This is a genomic window from Streptococcus lishijunsis, assembly GCF_047290665.1.
In the GTDB taxonomy this organism is placed as follows: Bacteria; Bacillota; Bacilli; order Lactobacillales; family Streptococcaceae; genus Streptococcus.
In genome coordinates, this window is the sequence record NZ_JBLBUC010000011.1 from 18531 (window position 1) to 33172 (window position 14642).

18 protein-coding genes are annotated in these 14642 nt (G+C 37.2%); 13 read left to right on the forward strand and 5 right to left on the reverse strand.

Features of this window, described 5'->3' with window-relative positions; genetic code table 11:
- The 7 genes from ACLN19_RS05750 (at position 1) to ACLN19_RS05780 (ending at position 4433) form a co-directional block, all read left to right on the forward strand.
- On the forward strand, positions 1 to 1419 hold the full coding sequence (locus ACLN19_RS05750) for a phage tail tip lysozyme (protein WP_413384227.1): 1419 nt from the start codon (positions 1 to 3) through the stop codon (positions 1417 to 1419).
- A 6-nt stretch (positions 1420 to 1425) separates the two neighbouring features.
- Positions 1426 to 1977 carry a hypothetical protein gene (locus tag ACLN19_RS05755; protein WP_413384229.1) on the forward strand — a complete coding sequence of 184 codons (552 nt, stop codon included), beginning with the start codon at positions 1426 to 1428 and terminating at the stop codon, positions 1975 to 1977.
- 10 nt (positions 1978 to 1987) lie between these two features.
- Positions 1988 to 2770: an LPXTG cell wall anchor domain-containing protein gene (locus tag ACLN19_RS05760; RefSeq protein WP_413384231.1), complete on the forward strand. Its 783-nt coding sequence runs from the start codon at positions 1988 to 1990 to the stop codon at positions 2768 to 2770.
- A 47-nt stretch (positions 2771 to 2817) separates the two neighbouring features.
- Complete coding sequence (locus tag ACLN19_RS05765) at positions 2818 to 2979, forward strand: hypothetical protein (protein ID WP_413384233.1); 162 nt, start codon at positions 2818 to 2820, stop codon at positions 2977 to 2979.
- Between the two features lie 21 nt (positions 2980 to 3000).
- Complete coding sequence (locus ACLN19_RS05770; protein ID WP_413384235.1) at positions 3001 to 3300, forward strand: hypothetical protein; 300 nt, start codon at positions 3001 to 3003, stop codon at positions 3298 to 3300.
- Between the two features lie 36 nt (positions 3301 to 3336).
- Positions 3337 to 4038, forward strand: coding sequence for a hypothetical protein (locus ACLN19_RS05775; RefSeq protein ID WP_413384237.1), 702 nt, complete (start codon positions 3337 to 3339; stop codon positions 4036 to 4038).
- 68 nt (positions 4039 to 4106) lie between these two features.
- Positions 4107 to 4433, forward strand: a complete 327-nt coding sequence (locus ACLN19_RS05780; RefSeq protein ID WP_413384239.1) for a hypothetical protein — start codon at positions 4107 to 4109, stop codon at positions 4431 to 4433.
- Here the strand turns inward: ACLN19_RS05780 and ACLN19_RS05785 are convergent.
- Positions 4425 to 5183, reverse strand: a complete 759-nt coding sequence (locus ACLN19_RS05785) for a DUF6710 family protein (RefSeq protein WP_413384312.1) — start codon at positions 5181 to 5183, stop codon at positions 4425 to 4427. The two genes, ACLN19_RS05780 and ACLN19_RS05785, sit on opposite strands and share 9 nt — an antisense overlap.
- On the opposite strand from ACLN19_RS05785, the gene ACLN19_RS05790 reads away from it, so the two are divergent.
- The 4 genes from ACLN19_RS05790 (at position 5113) to ACLN19_RS05805 (ending at position 7450) form a co-directional block, all read left to right on the forward strand.
- Positions 5113 to 5418, forward strand: a complete 306-nt coding sequence (locus ACLN19_RS05790; protein ID WP_413384316.1) for a hypothetical protein — start codon at positions 5113 to 5115, stop codon at positions 5416 to 5418. The genes ACLN19_RS05785 and ACLN19_RS05790 overlap by 71 nt on opposite strands.
- 11 nt (positions 5419 to 5429) lie before the next feature.
- Positions 5430 to 5774 (forward strand): DUF771 domain-containing protein, encoded by a 345-nt coding sequence (locus ACLN19_RS05795; protein WP_413384241.1) that lies wholly within the window; start codon positions 5430 to 5432, stop codon positions 5772 to 5774.
- Between the two features lie 64 nt (positions 5775 to 5838).
- Positions 5839 to 6957: a tyrosine-type recombinase/integrase gene (locus ACLN19_RS05800; protein ID WP_413384243.1), complete on the forward strand. Its 1119-nt coding sequence runs from the start codon at positions 5839 to 5841 to the stop codon at positions 6955 to 6957.
- Between the two features lie 157 nt (positions 6958 to 7114).
- Positions 7115 to 7450, forward strand: a complete 336-nt coding sequence (locus ACLN19_RS05805; protein ID WP_413384245.1) for a hypothetical protein — start codon at positions 7115 to 7117, stop codon at positions 7448 to 7450.
- A 51-nt stretch (positions 7451 to 7501) separates the two neighbouring features.
- On the opposite strand, the gene ACLN19_RS05810 is transcribed toward ACLN19_RS05805, so the two are convergent.
- From ACLN19_RS05810 to ACLN19_RS05825, 4 genes are all read right to left on the reverse strand, one after another.
- Positions 7502 to 8986, reverse strand: a complete 1485-nt coding sequence (locus tag ACLN19_RS05810) for a nucleotide sugar dehydrogenase (protein WP_413384247.1) — start codon at positions 8984 to 8986, stop codon at positions 7502 to 7504.
- Positions 8987 to 9105: 119 nt separating this feature from the next.
- Positions 9106 to 9672, reverse strand: a complete 567-nt coding sequence (locus tag ACLN19_RS05815) for an ECF transporter S component (protein WP_413384249.1) — start codon at positions 9670 to 9672, stop codon at positions 9106 to 9108.
- 8 nt (positions 9673 to 9680) lie between these two features.
- Positions 9681 to 10238: a phosphopantothenoylcysteine decarboxylase gene (coaC, locus tag ACLN19_RS05820; RefSeq protein ID WP_413384252.1), complete on the reverse strand. Its 558-nt coding sequence runs from the start codon at positions 10236 to 10238 to the stop codon at positions 9681 to 9683.
- Positions 10231 to 10917: a phosphopantothenate--cysteine ligase gene (locus ACLN19_RS05825; RefSeq protein WP_413384254.1), complete on the reverse strand. Its 687-nt coding sequence runs from the start codon at positions 10915 to 10917 to the stop codon at positions 10231 to 10233. The genes coaC and ACLN19_RS05825 overlap by 8 nt, the downstream gene beginning before the upstream one ends.
- A 163-nt stretch (positions 10918 to 11080) precedes the next feature.
- Here ACLN19_RS05825 and ACLN19_RS05830 point away from each other — a divergent pair, with 163 nt between their 5' ends.
- A complete protein-coding gene (locus tag ACLN19_RS05830; RefSeq protein WP_413384256.1) occupies positions 11081 to 12751 on the forward strand; it encodes a formate--tetrahydrofolate ligase in 1671 nt (556 codons plus the stop codon).
- A gap of 89 nt (positions 12752 to 12840) precedes the next feature.
- A complete protein-coding gene (gene cls, locus ACLN19_RS05835) occupies positions 12841 to 14442 on the forward strand; it encodes a cardiolipin synthase (protein WP_413384314.1) in 1602 nt (533 codons plus the stop codon).
- The last annotated feature ends 200 nt before the right edge of the window (positions 14443 to 14642 follow it).

A 14642-nucleotide genomic window follows, 5' to 3' on the forward strand; every position in this document is an offset into this window, starting at 1 on the left:
ATGAAAAAGTTGACTAAGACTAAAATAGTGTCGCTTCTAGTAGTATTGTTAGGACCTCTTATCTTTTTTGTGACTATGATTATGATATTGTTTAATGTGAGTGTATCAGGAGGTTCTTGTGACGTTAGTTCATCAGAAGTATCCACTACAACATTAACAGTATCTAGCACTGCCTCTGATACCGATCCTTTCCAAAAAGGGACTAAAGCTAATCAGAATGCCGAAAAACTGGTAAACTCTTGGATAAACGTTGGCTTATCTGGAGCTGCCGCAAATGGTATGGCTGGTTGGATAAACTCAGAAGGTGGCTTTGTCATGTTTGGACGTGCCGAAGGTCATTATGGAAACGATCTAGAAAGTAATTCTATAGCTTATGGTAATAAGCCTGTTGGACTTGCTTACTATACGCATGAAGCAGGCGGTGGAACGTATCAGATAACACCTTACACAAAATACGCCCCACTTGGTGACCCTAAATGGGAAGATATAGACCAAATGAACCGCTGGGTTATGAATCAAGTTAAAAATGGCGACTGGGTTGCTTCTATGGATCTGACTGGTGGCAATCATAGCTTTGAACAGTTCGCTCAAATGACGGATGTTAAACAAGCATCGTTAGTTTGGCAAGCTTACGAGCGTGGCTCTGTTGCTCATATCAATCAGCAACAAAAGCAAGATGACGCTCAGAAGTTCTATGATCTATTCAATGGTGCTAGTCATAGCTATGATGAAGCTAAATTTAAAGAGAATTTTGGCTCATCAGCTACTGCTAGCGGTGACAGTAATAGCTCTTCTAGTAGCGAGTCATCATCTAGCTCAAAATGTGGCTCATCTAGCTCTAACGGTGGTGCTTGGGGTGATGATGGTACTGGCTCAGTTAATTATAAGAATTTTAACGCTTGGAAAGCTGACGAATTACCTGATGATTTAAAGCAGTATGCTATTGATCCCAAGTCCCTGGGGCTACAATTTCGCTTAAAAGAAGGTTGGGATGTTATCGCGTGGTCTGGAGGACAGTGCACTGACTTATCAGCAAGTCTTATGTATGCACTGTGGCAAAAAGACGGCAACCATCCAAGTCAACGAATGGGTGATGGTAAAGCAGTGGTTGGCAATTGGGTATCCGCTTTTGGTGGTTCGGTTGAAAATAAGCCATCGGCTGGTGCGGTCTTTTCATCAGCTCCAGGGACTGGTGGTTCTGGTGGAGCAGGTCATACTGGTGTTGTCTCTCATGTGTTTGAAAACGGAGATTATCTGATTGTGGAACAGAATTTTGGTAGCTATTCTGGAGATGATGGTGGATTCGGAGCTTATACGTGGAATTATCGCTATGTCACAGCAGACTCAGATGGTTACACCTTCTACTCACCATCACAAGCTGGATATAGCGTTGTAGATAACGCAAAAACATTGGGGTAATAAGAGATGAAGAAAAAATGGTTTATCATTCTTGGTTTTATTGTATTGATATTATTGATTTTCCGCTTATGGTATTTTCCAAAACATCATAAAACATCTAACAGTATAGAAAATCAGACAGAACAAACGAATAAATCAAGTAGTCAATCAATGACTGTTGAAGAAAAAGTCATAGAACAAGCACAAAATGCCTTAGAGTCAACTAAAATAGTAGATGATGAAGCTTATGGACGTGTGCAACAAACAATTGATGGGATTATGATTTATCTTAATTCTATTGATGATGTTTCTAATGTAGAGGTTAATTACGCTAATCATTTATCAATCACTTATAAGGTTGATGCAGAAACGGTGGTTAGCATGTTAAAAATAGGATATGTTTACGATAAAGAGAGCTTGGAAGTGTATGAAAGTAATTCAAGCAATGTTTATCAATTTACACTGTTGCTTAAACGCGATAATGAAGTGTTAAGTTTAACTGGTAATTATGTAGTCGGTACAGAACAAGTAGAGTTAGCAGGTTTACACGGTTCACCGACTGGAATAGCTAATGAATAGGAGAAAAATAATGACTAAAAAAGATTTGATGAAGATGGTAGCAATCTCTACGGTTGCTTTAGCTGGTGTTGGTGTAGTTGCTTTAGCAGATGATGTCGTTATTGGAGGAGATAGTCAACCGCCAACAGGACTAACAACAGATGGAGGAGGTGTTGTTATTGATAATACAGCGACAATACCTACAATTGAAGAGCAACCTAGCACACCACCAACAAATGAAACAGTGATTGGTACTGATACAGGCGAGACAATTATAGATGGTGGCGGTATTGTTACGGATAAATCAACCGAACCTAGCGTAGAAGTACCTACAACGCCATCGGTTGATGAAACCCAACCTAGTGTAGACGTGACAACACCTAGCCAACCATCGTCTGATCCAACAGATACACAGACAGATACAATTGAACCACAACCAACCCAACCTATTGTAGAAACACCTACAACACCATCAACAACAGAAGTTTTGCCTGTCACAACAGAAACAGTCGCAACGCCTATTGTAACTGAGACAGGTTATAAAGTCATTGGCACACAAGATAGTCAAGTGATTGTTGAAACGTCTGAAGGTACAGTTGAAGTGAAAACCGCTGAAGAAGTAGGCGCAACTAAACAAGATGATGGTAGCGTAGCAATCAAGACCAAAGAAGGGAAAATGGAAGTTCTTCCATCAACTGGTGATTCTAAAACCTATAAAACAGTTTTGGGTTTGGTTTTGATTTTAGGAGCAGCAGTATTTGCTTTTAAAGATAATATTATAAGTCTATTGGATAAGTTTAAAAAGAAAGATTAAGTAGATCCCATCATTGACGATGGGATTTTTTATTTAAGGAGATAAGAATGAGTATTATGGATTACTATATGATTATTTTATATGTTATTATTGTGTTTATTATTAGAAGAATGGCATCAAACGCTTTATCAAGAGGGAATATTACTTTTTTTCTGATCTGGGCTGTGCTTGGTTTAGTTTTGGCTTGCTTGCCTTTGTTATTTATTTAAACGCTGGTGAGAGGAGCAACTATGTTAAATTTTGATGAATTGTTTGAAAATTTATCTGAATTTATTTTAGAGCTAGAGCATTTAATAATAAATAATGTTTTTGATAGGAAATACCAAGAAGAAGTAAAGAATTTTGGTATTGAATTGTTTAAGTTGTGTCAACAAAAACAATTTGATATTGAAATACTAGATATTTTAAATTTGCAATCATTTGATGTGTTGATGAGAAAAGTTCCTAAAAAATTCCAATCTTATGTCCTTTCGAGGATTGAATGGTTTTATGATGAGATTATTGAATCAATAAAAGTTGAGTTATACTAGTTTTTTAAAACATATGATAAAATAAGGAGGAAAACAATGTTAGGAGATTATTCTATTATGGATTTGGTTACTTTAGGAAGCATTATTGCTGCTATTGGAACACTTTTGGGTGCTGGAGTTTCTATAAAGAATTTGATAAGCGATAATAAGGCTTTAAAAGAAAATTTAGATGCAATACCGCAAACAATATCTAGCGGTAATGCTAGTTTATCTGAAAAACTGGTTTCTGAAAGAGAGGTTTTATCAAAGGAGAGTGAAGTTTTGTATCAGAAAGTTATTGATGAGAGGAAAATTTTGTCAAGAGAAAATAGATCTATCAAAGATGATACAGATTATTTAGTTAAGCAATCATTAAAAGAAGAGATGGCACGTGAAAATCTTTATAAGAATACTGAACGAGCTAAAGAAATTTTAGAGACAATGGATATGATGAAAGAGGTTGTCTTAAAAAATGCTTTTCTAAATGAGGAAGTTTCTGATTTAAAAACACAGTTAAAACAGAAAGATGCTGAAATTGAACATAATCTTTTGGTGCTAGAATCAGAAAATAAGGCATTGAAAAAGCAAAATCAGGAATTAAGTGAAATCAATGGTAAGAATGTGATTGCTGCTATTAGTTCTTGTGAAAGAAGTTTAGCTGAATTAGAAGCTTATGGTGAAGCCGAAGAGATTAAGTATATCTTGAAAAGGGCTAAAGAAAAAATAGTAAATGCCCTGGATAATAGCATGGATAAGTAAATCAAAACCACAAATGATGTGGTTTTTTACATTGAAAAAGTATAGGACTTGTAGTAGAAAGGCTAAAAATGGTCGATGTTAAAACAAGGTTAATGATTAAATTGGTAATATATGCTTTAGAGAAAACAAGGCAGTTTATTTTTAGGGTATATGATCAGCAGTTGGCAGAAGATATCTCTTTTTGTAAAAAAGAGAACGAGAATCATCAGATGATTTGGTTTATGTTGTTTACGTTTGATTTCAGTTTAGAAAAAAATGTAAATAACGAATTCAAAAATAGAGTAGATGAGATAATTGAGAAAAGCCGAGCTATTGAAACGACTGTAGATATGTTTAATTTTGCTAAAAATGATATTCCTTATTTTATAGATAATTTAGAAAAGTTATTACCTTAAGTCGTTGATGTCGAAAGTAAGGTCGTTTTCGTAGAGTAGTTTAGACAGTTCGTATAGATAACCTATGTTTTCATGAAATAATCCTGTAGGGGTTAAGTTACAGTTGCAATTTATATGATAAAAGGCGTTATCTTGAGGTTTATATATAATATCACTATACCAGTGTTCTATGCTGGATATAAAAAGATTTTTGAGTTTTGTATTGCTTTCATATAAGGCAACATTGCCACTGTGGTTTCCGTTTTGGACAACAGTAACATTTAGAGGATAGAAATAAGTGGCTCTATGGTTCAGATTTGCTTTAAATGGATTATTAACTAGTTGACCTATTGTTTTTAAATTTTCAGGTAGGCGATGGTGATTCCATAAGGTGCATACTACAGGGAAAAGGTTTATATTTAAATTAGGTATTTTAGTTTCTGTGTGAATTTGTTTAAATTCTTTTTGACAATTATAGCATTTGAGAAATGTAGGAATTATCTCGTATCGTCCGCCTTGATTTTGTAAATGATTGGCATAATGACCATTTAACATTCTTTGGATGATAAATTGTTCTATCTCTAGTGATAGGATTTTTTGAAATTTAAGACTAACAGCCTTAATTTGATTATGAGTTGTATCATTATCGTTAATTAGATCATAGATTGTTTTATAATAAATATTTTTAGGAGAATTATTGATGTTTGAAAAAATAAAAGCATTGCTAGGTTTATTTGTGTCAAACCAATCAGAGACAAAGGATGAAAACATAATATCTCTTTCGGTATCTGATTTTGAGCGTTTGGAGAGTTTATCAAAAGAAAAGATAGAATCACTTAGTATAGAAGAAGTAGCTTTTTTTGCTAGCTTAAGAGAAGAAATTGAGCTTTTGAGGGATTTAATTAACATAGTTGAATCTCCTGAAGAAATAGATTTTATTGAAGAATATTTAGATAAACGGGGTTATGATTATAGTTTACCACAGAATAAGCGTTTTATATGTTGAAAGGAAATCTTATGGAATCACAAGTGATTAGTGTACAATTGCCAACAGTATCAATTCCTATACCAGATGATATGATTTTGATTGATCGTGTTGAGTATGAAGACCTAAAACAAAAAGCGTCTGAGATTTGGTGGGATATGAACGATATTTTAGAAAAATTGTCTATTAGCCGCTCTCATTTTCAAGAAACGGTTCTCTTGAATCCAAAATATAGAGATAAGATAGATATTGATAGAAACCCCATTGATGGCTTTGTTTGTTATCCTGAAAAGCAAGGAAATAAGTATCTGTTTTTAAAAAGCAAAGCAAAAGTATTTTTTGAAGAAAATTTTGTTGAGATATTTAAGAGAGTCTAGTCAAGTATGCTATAATGAAGCATGTAAACCTTGATTAGTCTTTTTTAGTTTAGAAAGGATAATCATGTCAGTATCATTTAGGAAACGAGGAAGTAAATGGTATTATTCTGTAAAGGATAAAAAGGGACGAACAATTGAGTCAAGAGCTTTTAAAACTAAAAAAGAAGCTCAGATAGTAGGAAATGCTAGAAATGAGCTACTCTTTAGAGGCTATGATATAGCTAACGAAAAGACTCTTTATGAGTTGTGGCAAGAGTGGTATCAAACGACAATTGTTCCTCAAAATAAGCGTGAATATACTTTATATCTTTATGAGTTACGAGGTCGTTGGATAAAAGAATATCTGTCTGATGTACCAGCAACAAAGATTAAGTATAGTCGTTATCAATCTGTTTTGACAACTTTAGGACAAAAACAATGCAAAAACGTTATAAGCCGTTTTAATTCTGATGTTAGAAAAGTAATTGCTTTTGCGAGAAGAGACAAGATAGATATAGATGATTTTACACAAGGAGCTCTTATTACGAGTCAGAAAATAGGTAAAAAACCAACAGAAAAGTCACTAACGAATCTGTCTGATTATATGAGATTGAAAGAGGCTATTAAGCGAAAAATAAGCGATAAATATGTTGTATCTTACTATGTTTTGTTTGTGGCTTTAAAAACAGGTCTTAGGGCGGGTGAAAATCTAGGGCTGACTTGGGATTGTATTGATTTTGAGAAGAAGACCATCAAAACGTACAGACGTTACGATACTTCTAAAAGACGGTTTTGTCCACCTAAAACAGAGACTTCTGTTAGAGAGGTACCTATTGATGATGAGTTAATCGAGGTGTTAAGACAGCTAAAAGAGTCTCAAAATAAATTGTTAAATAAATATGCGATAAAAAATGAAGAGAATTTTATTTATTTAACTTATGAAAATAAAGTGCCACTTAGATATGCAGCTAATCAATGTCTGCAGAGAATTTTAAAACGAGAAAAGATATATCCTAGCCAATTAACATTGACAAGTTTGAGACATAGCTATGCTAGTTATCTCTTAGCGAAGGGTATTGATATATGGGTCGTGTCAAATGTTATGGGACACAAAAATATTGAGCAGGTCACTAAAACTTATGGACACTTACTTAAGGAAAAACGGGATAATGAGTTTCAGCTTATTCGTCAGAGTTTAATTTAAAAAGTTATTTTTTGTGCCAATTTTGTGCCAAAGTGTTTATAAAGCTGATAGTTATGGGGTTTTAGGGTCTATATTTTTGTCCCGTGATGAAGAACTAGGTTGCCTTGGCACAAGGGACTTGATAGATGACAAGCACAATTGGTCTTGGTTAGAAGAGATGTGTTTATTTATTCAGGTGGATAGAGGTAGTCATGAAGGGTCTTGGCATGAGATGGTTTTTTACCATTATGATTACCAGCATATTCCAGAGATTTTTGAACAGTTAGCTAAACACTATGATTTAGCAAGGGGCAGTAACACAGATGTAGCCTTATTAGGAAAAGCTTTTAATAAGCCACTTGTGAATTTATCAGCGAGTTATCGATATGAACATCATCGAGAGGAAGAGTTATCGCTAGTCGCTTTTAAGGCCAATCAAGTTGCTTTTGAAGCGTTTATCACATGGATTAACAGTGCCACAGGTAGAGACAAATGGGACTATAAGGCTATCTAATGGAGATACAAAAAAAGTAGTAAAGATAGACTTTACTACTTTTTAATATGTTTAATCACGTCTAAAAATATCACGGGTATAGACCTTATCTTTGACATCATCAAGTTCGCTATTATAGCGGTTAGCGATGATGGAGTGGCTGAGTTTTTTGAATTGAGCAAGGTTATTGACAACTTTAGAGCCAAAGAAGGTAGAGCCGTTCTCAAGCGTTGGTTCATAGATAATAACGGTTGCACCCTTAGCCTTGATACGTTTCATCACTCCTTGGATAGAGCTTTGACGAAAATTATCGGACTGACTTTTCATTGTAAGACGGTAAACTCCGATGGTTGTTTCTTGCTCATTTTGAGGAGAATAGGCATTCTTTTCACTGTAATTGTAGTAGCCAGCAAGTTTTAGCACTTGATCAGCGATGAAATCTTTTCGTGTTCGATTGGAATCAACGATGGCGGTCATCATATTTTGAGGAATATCGTTGTAATTGGCAAGTAGTTGCTTGGTGTCTTTAGGTAGGCAGTAGCCACCATAGCCAAATGATGGGTTATTATAATGACTGCCAATACGTGGATCAAGTCCTACTCCTTCGATGATGGCTTGTGTATCTAGCGATTTCATCTCAGCATAGGTATCTAATTCATTAAAATAAGAGACACGTAGAGCTAGGTAAGTGTTGGCAAAGAGCTTGACAGCTTCTGCTTCGGTAGAGCCCATAAAGAGTAGGTCTATATCCTCTTTTTCAGCACCATTTTGTAAAAGATTAGCAAATGTCTCAGAAGCAGCGGCTAGCCTTGGATTATTACTGTCTTTGGAGACGATAATACGACTGGGATAAAGATTATCGTAAAGGGCTTTTGATTCTCTTAAAAATTCAGGACTAAAGATGATATTGTCTGTCTGGAATGTCTCTCTAGCATAGCGAGTAAATCCGACAGGAATGGTTGATTTGATGACCATAATTGCGTTAGGATTGACTGCTAAGACTTGCTTGATAACGGCTTCAACACTGCTGGTGTCAAAATAATTTTTATCACTGTCATAGTTGGTAGGTGCAGCAATGACGACAAAATCAGCGTCCTTATAAGCACTATCCCCATCTGTGGTGGCATGTAGCTGTAAGTCTTTTTCAGCAAGATAGCGCTCGATATAGTCGTCTTGGATAGGGGATTGCTTTGCGTTAATCATATCGACTTTCTCAGCGATAATATCAACTGCTGTGACAGGATTGTGCTGAGCTAAGAGGACTGCTATGGACAATCCTACATAGCCAGTACCAGCTACTGCAATGTTATAGGCTTTGTCAAGTGCTTTTTTAGCTTTTGGGGGAGTGATAAAGACATCAGTCAGCTCAAAAGAAATGGTATTAGCGAGTTTTTCGAGCTGAGAAAGAGACGGGCTATGGCTCCCCTGCTCGATTTGGCTGAGTGTAGAGCGATTGATACCCGTATTTTGTGCTAGTTGTTCTTGAGAGAGATGGTTAGCCTTGCGGTAGTGTCGAATCATATCAGACAAGGCTTGAGGTGAAAAGTGAAGTGACATATCTTACATCCTTTGTCATTAGTTTCTTATATTATAGGTTATTATGCTATTATTTGCAACAGATAAGCTAATAATAAGCATAAAAAAGATATAATTTGTTGTAAAAAAAGACAACGTGATTAACGTTGTCTTTTTAATATAGGGACGATACTGAGGACAAGCACTACTGAAATGATAAGCTCGCTAAGGGAATTGGTAGAGATAATGAGCGAGAGGACTGTTTTAAAGCTATTGCCGTAAAAAGAACCAAAAAAGAGAAAGATACCTAAAAGGACAAAGATAGTATTGGTTAATGACCCAATCGCACCAGCCACTCCTAGCCCAATTTTACCGCGCCAGTATTTAGCAATATAGTAAGGAAAAATACCTGTCAAAATACGTGGTAAAAAAGCGATAAGAAGGGAAAAGAGATTGCCATTTGGGACAAAAGGAGAAAAAAGATAGCTAGATGGTAGGATGACAATAGTATTAGTCAAGAGGCTGATAAGCCCCATCAAAGCACCCAGACTAGCTCCAATACGTGGTCCGTAGAGGATAGATGCGATAATAACAGGGATATGAATGAGTGTTGGCTTGATAGGGACAGGCCATAAGTTAAAAACGAGGTTAGAGATAAAATGAATGAGCAGCATAATGGCAAAGAAGATGGCTATTATGGCAATATGTTGGGATTTTTGTCTTTTCATGGGATCTCCTAGATAAGATGGTTTTGAGTTGGTAGAGGTAGGCTGTTGATGATAGTATCCAGCTCAGCAAGGGCACCTTGTCCTTTGTCGCCACAGGCAAGAATACTACTTCGAGGAGGTATTTCCTGATAGCCCATATCACTAAGGGTTTTGATATTAGCTTTAGTCGCTGGATGGTTGTACATCTTGGTATTCATAGCAGGTGCAAAGAATTTAGGTGTTGTCTCAGCAAGAGCCAGCGCTGTGGTAGTGACCATATTGTCAGCAAAACCATAAGCTAAATGAGCGATGGTGTTAGCAGAGGCAGGTGCTAGTAAAAAAACATCGCAGGTTTTGGCTAGTTCGATATGATTGATAATCTTTGGGTCAGTCTCTGTCATCACATCTGTATGGACAGAGTTTTTAGAGAGTACTTGTAGGGTTAGTGGGGTAATAAATTGTTGAGCTGCTTGGGTCATCAAGACATGGACATCATAGCCCATTTTTGTCAGTTGATTACTTAAATCTGCTGCCTTGTAAGCAGAGATACTACCAGATACGGCCAATAGGAGTCGTTTGTTAGACATGATGTGTCACCTTTTCATAGATAAGTTGTGCAATAGCAGGTTTGGTGTTGGCTTTTTGGATAGCGTCTTTAGACACTAAAAAGCCAATGTGTTTATTAGTATCAATATGGGTTAAGTCATTAGCTAGGATAAAATCCGCTTTATTCTTTATAAGGCTAGCCTTAGCAACGCTTAGGAGTTCTTTTTCTGACACATCAACTAATAACTTAAAGCCCACAAGAATAATATTAGGATTCCACTCTTTGATGTGGGATAGGAGCTTGGGTGTCTTTTCAAGAAAAAGAACTTGGTAGTCACTATCTGATGAAATTTTAGCTTGGTCATTCTCTTTAGTAAGGAAATTCCGAACATTTTCTTCAGCGTCAAGCTTATCAATATCCGTCATATAGATGGGACGATAATCAGACACCGCCATACTATGAATGCAGACGTCATGCTCTAAGACACGCTCTTGCAGCTCTTTTTGGAGACTAGCTGTGTTGGTGATGATTATGGTAGATAGCTTGGGGTGAGACTGAGGTTTGATGGCATTTTTTGTCGTTAGAAGAGTCACTTGATGCCCCTGCTCCAGAAATGTCTGAGCAATAAGAGCTCCAAGTTGGCCTGTGGAGTGATTGGTGATACTACGAACACTGTCGATAGCTTCTGATGTGCCACCTGATGTAATCAAAATTTTCATAGTCATATTTTAACGAAAAAAAGCTTATCCGTAAAGTTTTTTGTGGTGTTGCTAGGACAGGGCAAACCTGCTAAAAGCGAACATTTAAATAATTAAAAATAAAAACGTGCGTTTTTTAAGAGTGTTTGGTATAATGTTACTATCAAGTTAAAGAGGTGATGAAATGAAATCCGATATCGAAATTGCACAAAGTGTAACCTTGCAACCAATCACAGATATTGTTGAGCAAGTAGGAATCACAAGTGATGACTTGGAATTATATGGAAAATACAAGGCAAAATTGTCTTTTGAAAAAATAGAATCCTTGAAGGATAAAGAAGCTGGGAAGTTGATTTTGGTAACGGCTATCAACCCTACACCAGCAGGAGAAGGGAAATCTACTATGTCTATCGGACTAGCTGATGCCCTCAATAAACTAGGTAAGAAAACCATGATTGCGCTTCGTGAGCCATCCTTAGGACCTGTCATGGGTATCAAAGGTGGTGCAGCTGGTGGGGGCTATGCACAAGTACTACCTATGGAAGATATCAATCTTCATTTTACAGGGGATATGCATGCGATAACAACTGCCAATAATGCCCTGTCAGCTTTGATTGACAATCACCTTCATCAAGGAAATGCGTTAGGAATTGACCAACGTCGTATTATTTGGAAACGTGTTGTTGACTTGAATGACCGTGCTCTTCGTCATGTGACAGTGGGGCTTGGTAGCCCAGTCAATGGTATTCCACGTGAGGATGGTTTTGATATTACGGTTGCATCTGAAATTATGGCTATCTTGTGTTTGGCAACAGACCTAGCCGACTTAAAGGAGCGCTTGTCTAATATTGTCATTGGCTATCGTTTTGATCGTAGCCCTGTTTATGTTAAAGACCTAAAGGTTGAAGGCGCTCTGACCCTTATTTTAAAAGATGCCATCAAACCTAATTTGGTGCAAACGATCTATGGTACGCCTGCTTTGGTACATGGTGGTCCATTTGCCAATATCGCCCATGGTTGTAACTCTGTTTTAGCAACAACAACAGCGCTGCGTCTTGCTGATTATACTGTTACAGAAGCTGGTTTTGGAGCGGATTTGGGGGCTGAAAAGTTCCTTGACATCAAAACACCTAATCTTCCAACAAGCCCAGATGCTATTGTTGTTGTTGCGACATTACGTGCTCTTAAGATGCACGGTGGTGTCGCTAAAGCAGACTTAACACAAGAAAATATCGAGGCTATTAAGGCTGGTTTTGCCAACTTAAAACGCCATGTAAACAATATGCGTCAATACGGTGTCCCTGTCGTAGTGGCTATCAATGAGTTCGTCTCAGATACCGAAGATGAGATAAAGACACTCAAAGAGCTATGTGATAGTATTGATGTGCCTGTTGAGCTAGCTAGTGTCTGGGCAGATGGTGCTGAGGGAGGTTTAGCTCTAGCGCAGACGGTTGTTGATACCATTGAGCAACATCCAGCAACTTACACACGTCTCTATAGCGACCAAGATAGTCTTGAGGAAAAAGTAAGTAAGATTGCCAAACACATCTACGGTGCTAAAGGTGTCGTCTTTGGTCCTAAGGCTAAGACGCAGTTGAAGCAGTTTGAAGCATTTGGCTGGGACAAACTTCCTGTTTGTATGGCAAAAACACAGTACAGTTTCTCAGATAATCCAGCATTACTTGGTGCACCAGAGGATTTTGAGATTACTATTCGTGAGTTTGTACCAAAGACAGGCGCTGGCTTTATTGTGGCTCTTACAGGTGATGTCATGACAATGCCAGGCTTACCAAAACAACCTGCAGCGCTTAATATGGATGTCTTAGAGGACGGAACAGCTGTCGGCTTATTCTAATGACTATCGTAAAAAGTTGTTCTTTAAGGAGCAACTTTTTTGTGATATAGTGATTTATCTGTTCAAGGCTTTATGCTATAATAAATAGGATTGTATTTGAAGAAAAGGAGGAAGTTATCATCGCAAGTCAATCAAAACCAGTCTATTTGCTTGAAAAAGGACATCGTGGGATGAAGCGTGTCTTATTTAGCCGCGCCTTGTTGATTTTTGTACTGCTATTTGTGCAATTGCTGTTCTTAGCAGCAACTTATGTCTGGCTGGATCAATATCGTAATTTACTGATTATTTTAGAGCGTTTGTTGTCAATAGCTGCTATTTTTTACTTGGTTAATGGGGAGATGGATGCGATTTCGCGTGTCACCTGGTTGATTTTGATTATGGTGGCACCTTTGTTTGGATCAGCCTTACTGATTTATACACGTCTTGATCTAGGTTATCGTGGTCTAAAAAAACGGATTGACGATTTAACAGATGAGACATCGCACTTTTTAAAAACGAAGCCAGAAATTATGCATGACCTTAAAAGCACTGCCTCAACGACCTATCATCTGGTACGCTATTTTGAAAAGTGTCGTGGTGATTTTCCAGCTTATCAAAATACTCAGGTCACTTATTTCCCTCTAGGAGAAGATTTTTTTGCTGATTTTAAGCAGGAGTTGCTAAAAGCTAAAGATTACATTTTTCTCGAATTTTTCATCATTGATGAGGGGTTGATGTGGGGAGAGATTTTACAGATTCTGGAGCAAAAAGTCGCTGAAGGGGTCGAGGTTCGTGTGATGTATGATGGCTTGATTGAAATCACCAAATTATCAACAGACTATGCCAAGCGTCTGCAAGCTGTGGGGATTAAAGCCAAGGCCTTTTCGCCTGTTACACCATTTTTATCAACCTATTACAACTATCGTGACCACCGCAAGATTGCTATTATTGATGGTCAAGTCGCCTACACTGGTGGGGTCAATCTAGCAGATGAATACATCAATCATATTGAGCGTTTTGGACACTGGAAAGATACAGCTATCAAGTTAAGGGGAGATGCTGTTGATAGTTTTGTCGTCATCTTTTTACAGTTATGGACAACGACAGAAAGAGAGCTTTTAGTTACGCCATATCTTAGAGCGCATGACCAGCTACCAGCTACAAGTGGTTATGTTATTCCTTATGCGGACTCACCTCTTGATAGGGATAAGGTTGGTGAAAATGTTTATATTGATATTCTCAATCATGCACGCCAATATGTCTATATCATGACGCCGTATTTAATTTTAGATAGTGAGATGGAGCATGCTCTTCGTTTTGCTGCTGAGCGTGGGGTAGATGTGCGTATTATTATGCCTGGTATTCCTGATAAACCGATGGCTTATTATCTGGCTAAAACTTATTATCGTCCTCTTTTAAATTCTGGCGTGAAAATTTATGAATATACCCCTGGCTTTGTGCATGCTAAAGTCTTTGTGAGCGACCACAGTAAGGCGGTTGTTGGGACGATTAACCTTGATTATCGAAGTCTTTATCATCATTTTGAATGTGCCACTTATCTCTATAAGGTCGATGTGATTGCAGATATTTACCAGGACTTTTTAGACACCCAAGAGCTTTCTAAAAAAGTGACCCTTGAGACTGTAAAAGCACTGCCATTGCATCAAAAAGTAGCAGGCTCATTAGTTAAGACAATTGCACCGCTGTTATAGTTGCTAAGTTTTTAAAAATGTGATAGAATACTATTATGCGATGAGTCGATAAATGGTTTTGCCATTTTCGGAAAATAGGGAGGTCATTAACGCAAGGAGCGGACTTTGATTAGTTGTGTGAACCTGCTAATCACACCTTGAGGGTGCCCTTTGAGACTGAGTTTTACTCAGTCTCTTTTTTATTTTTATGATAGGCAAGC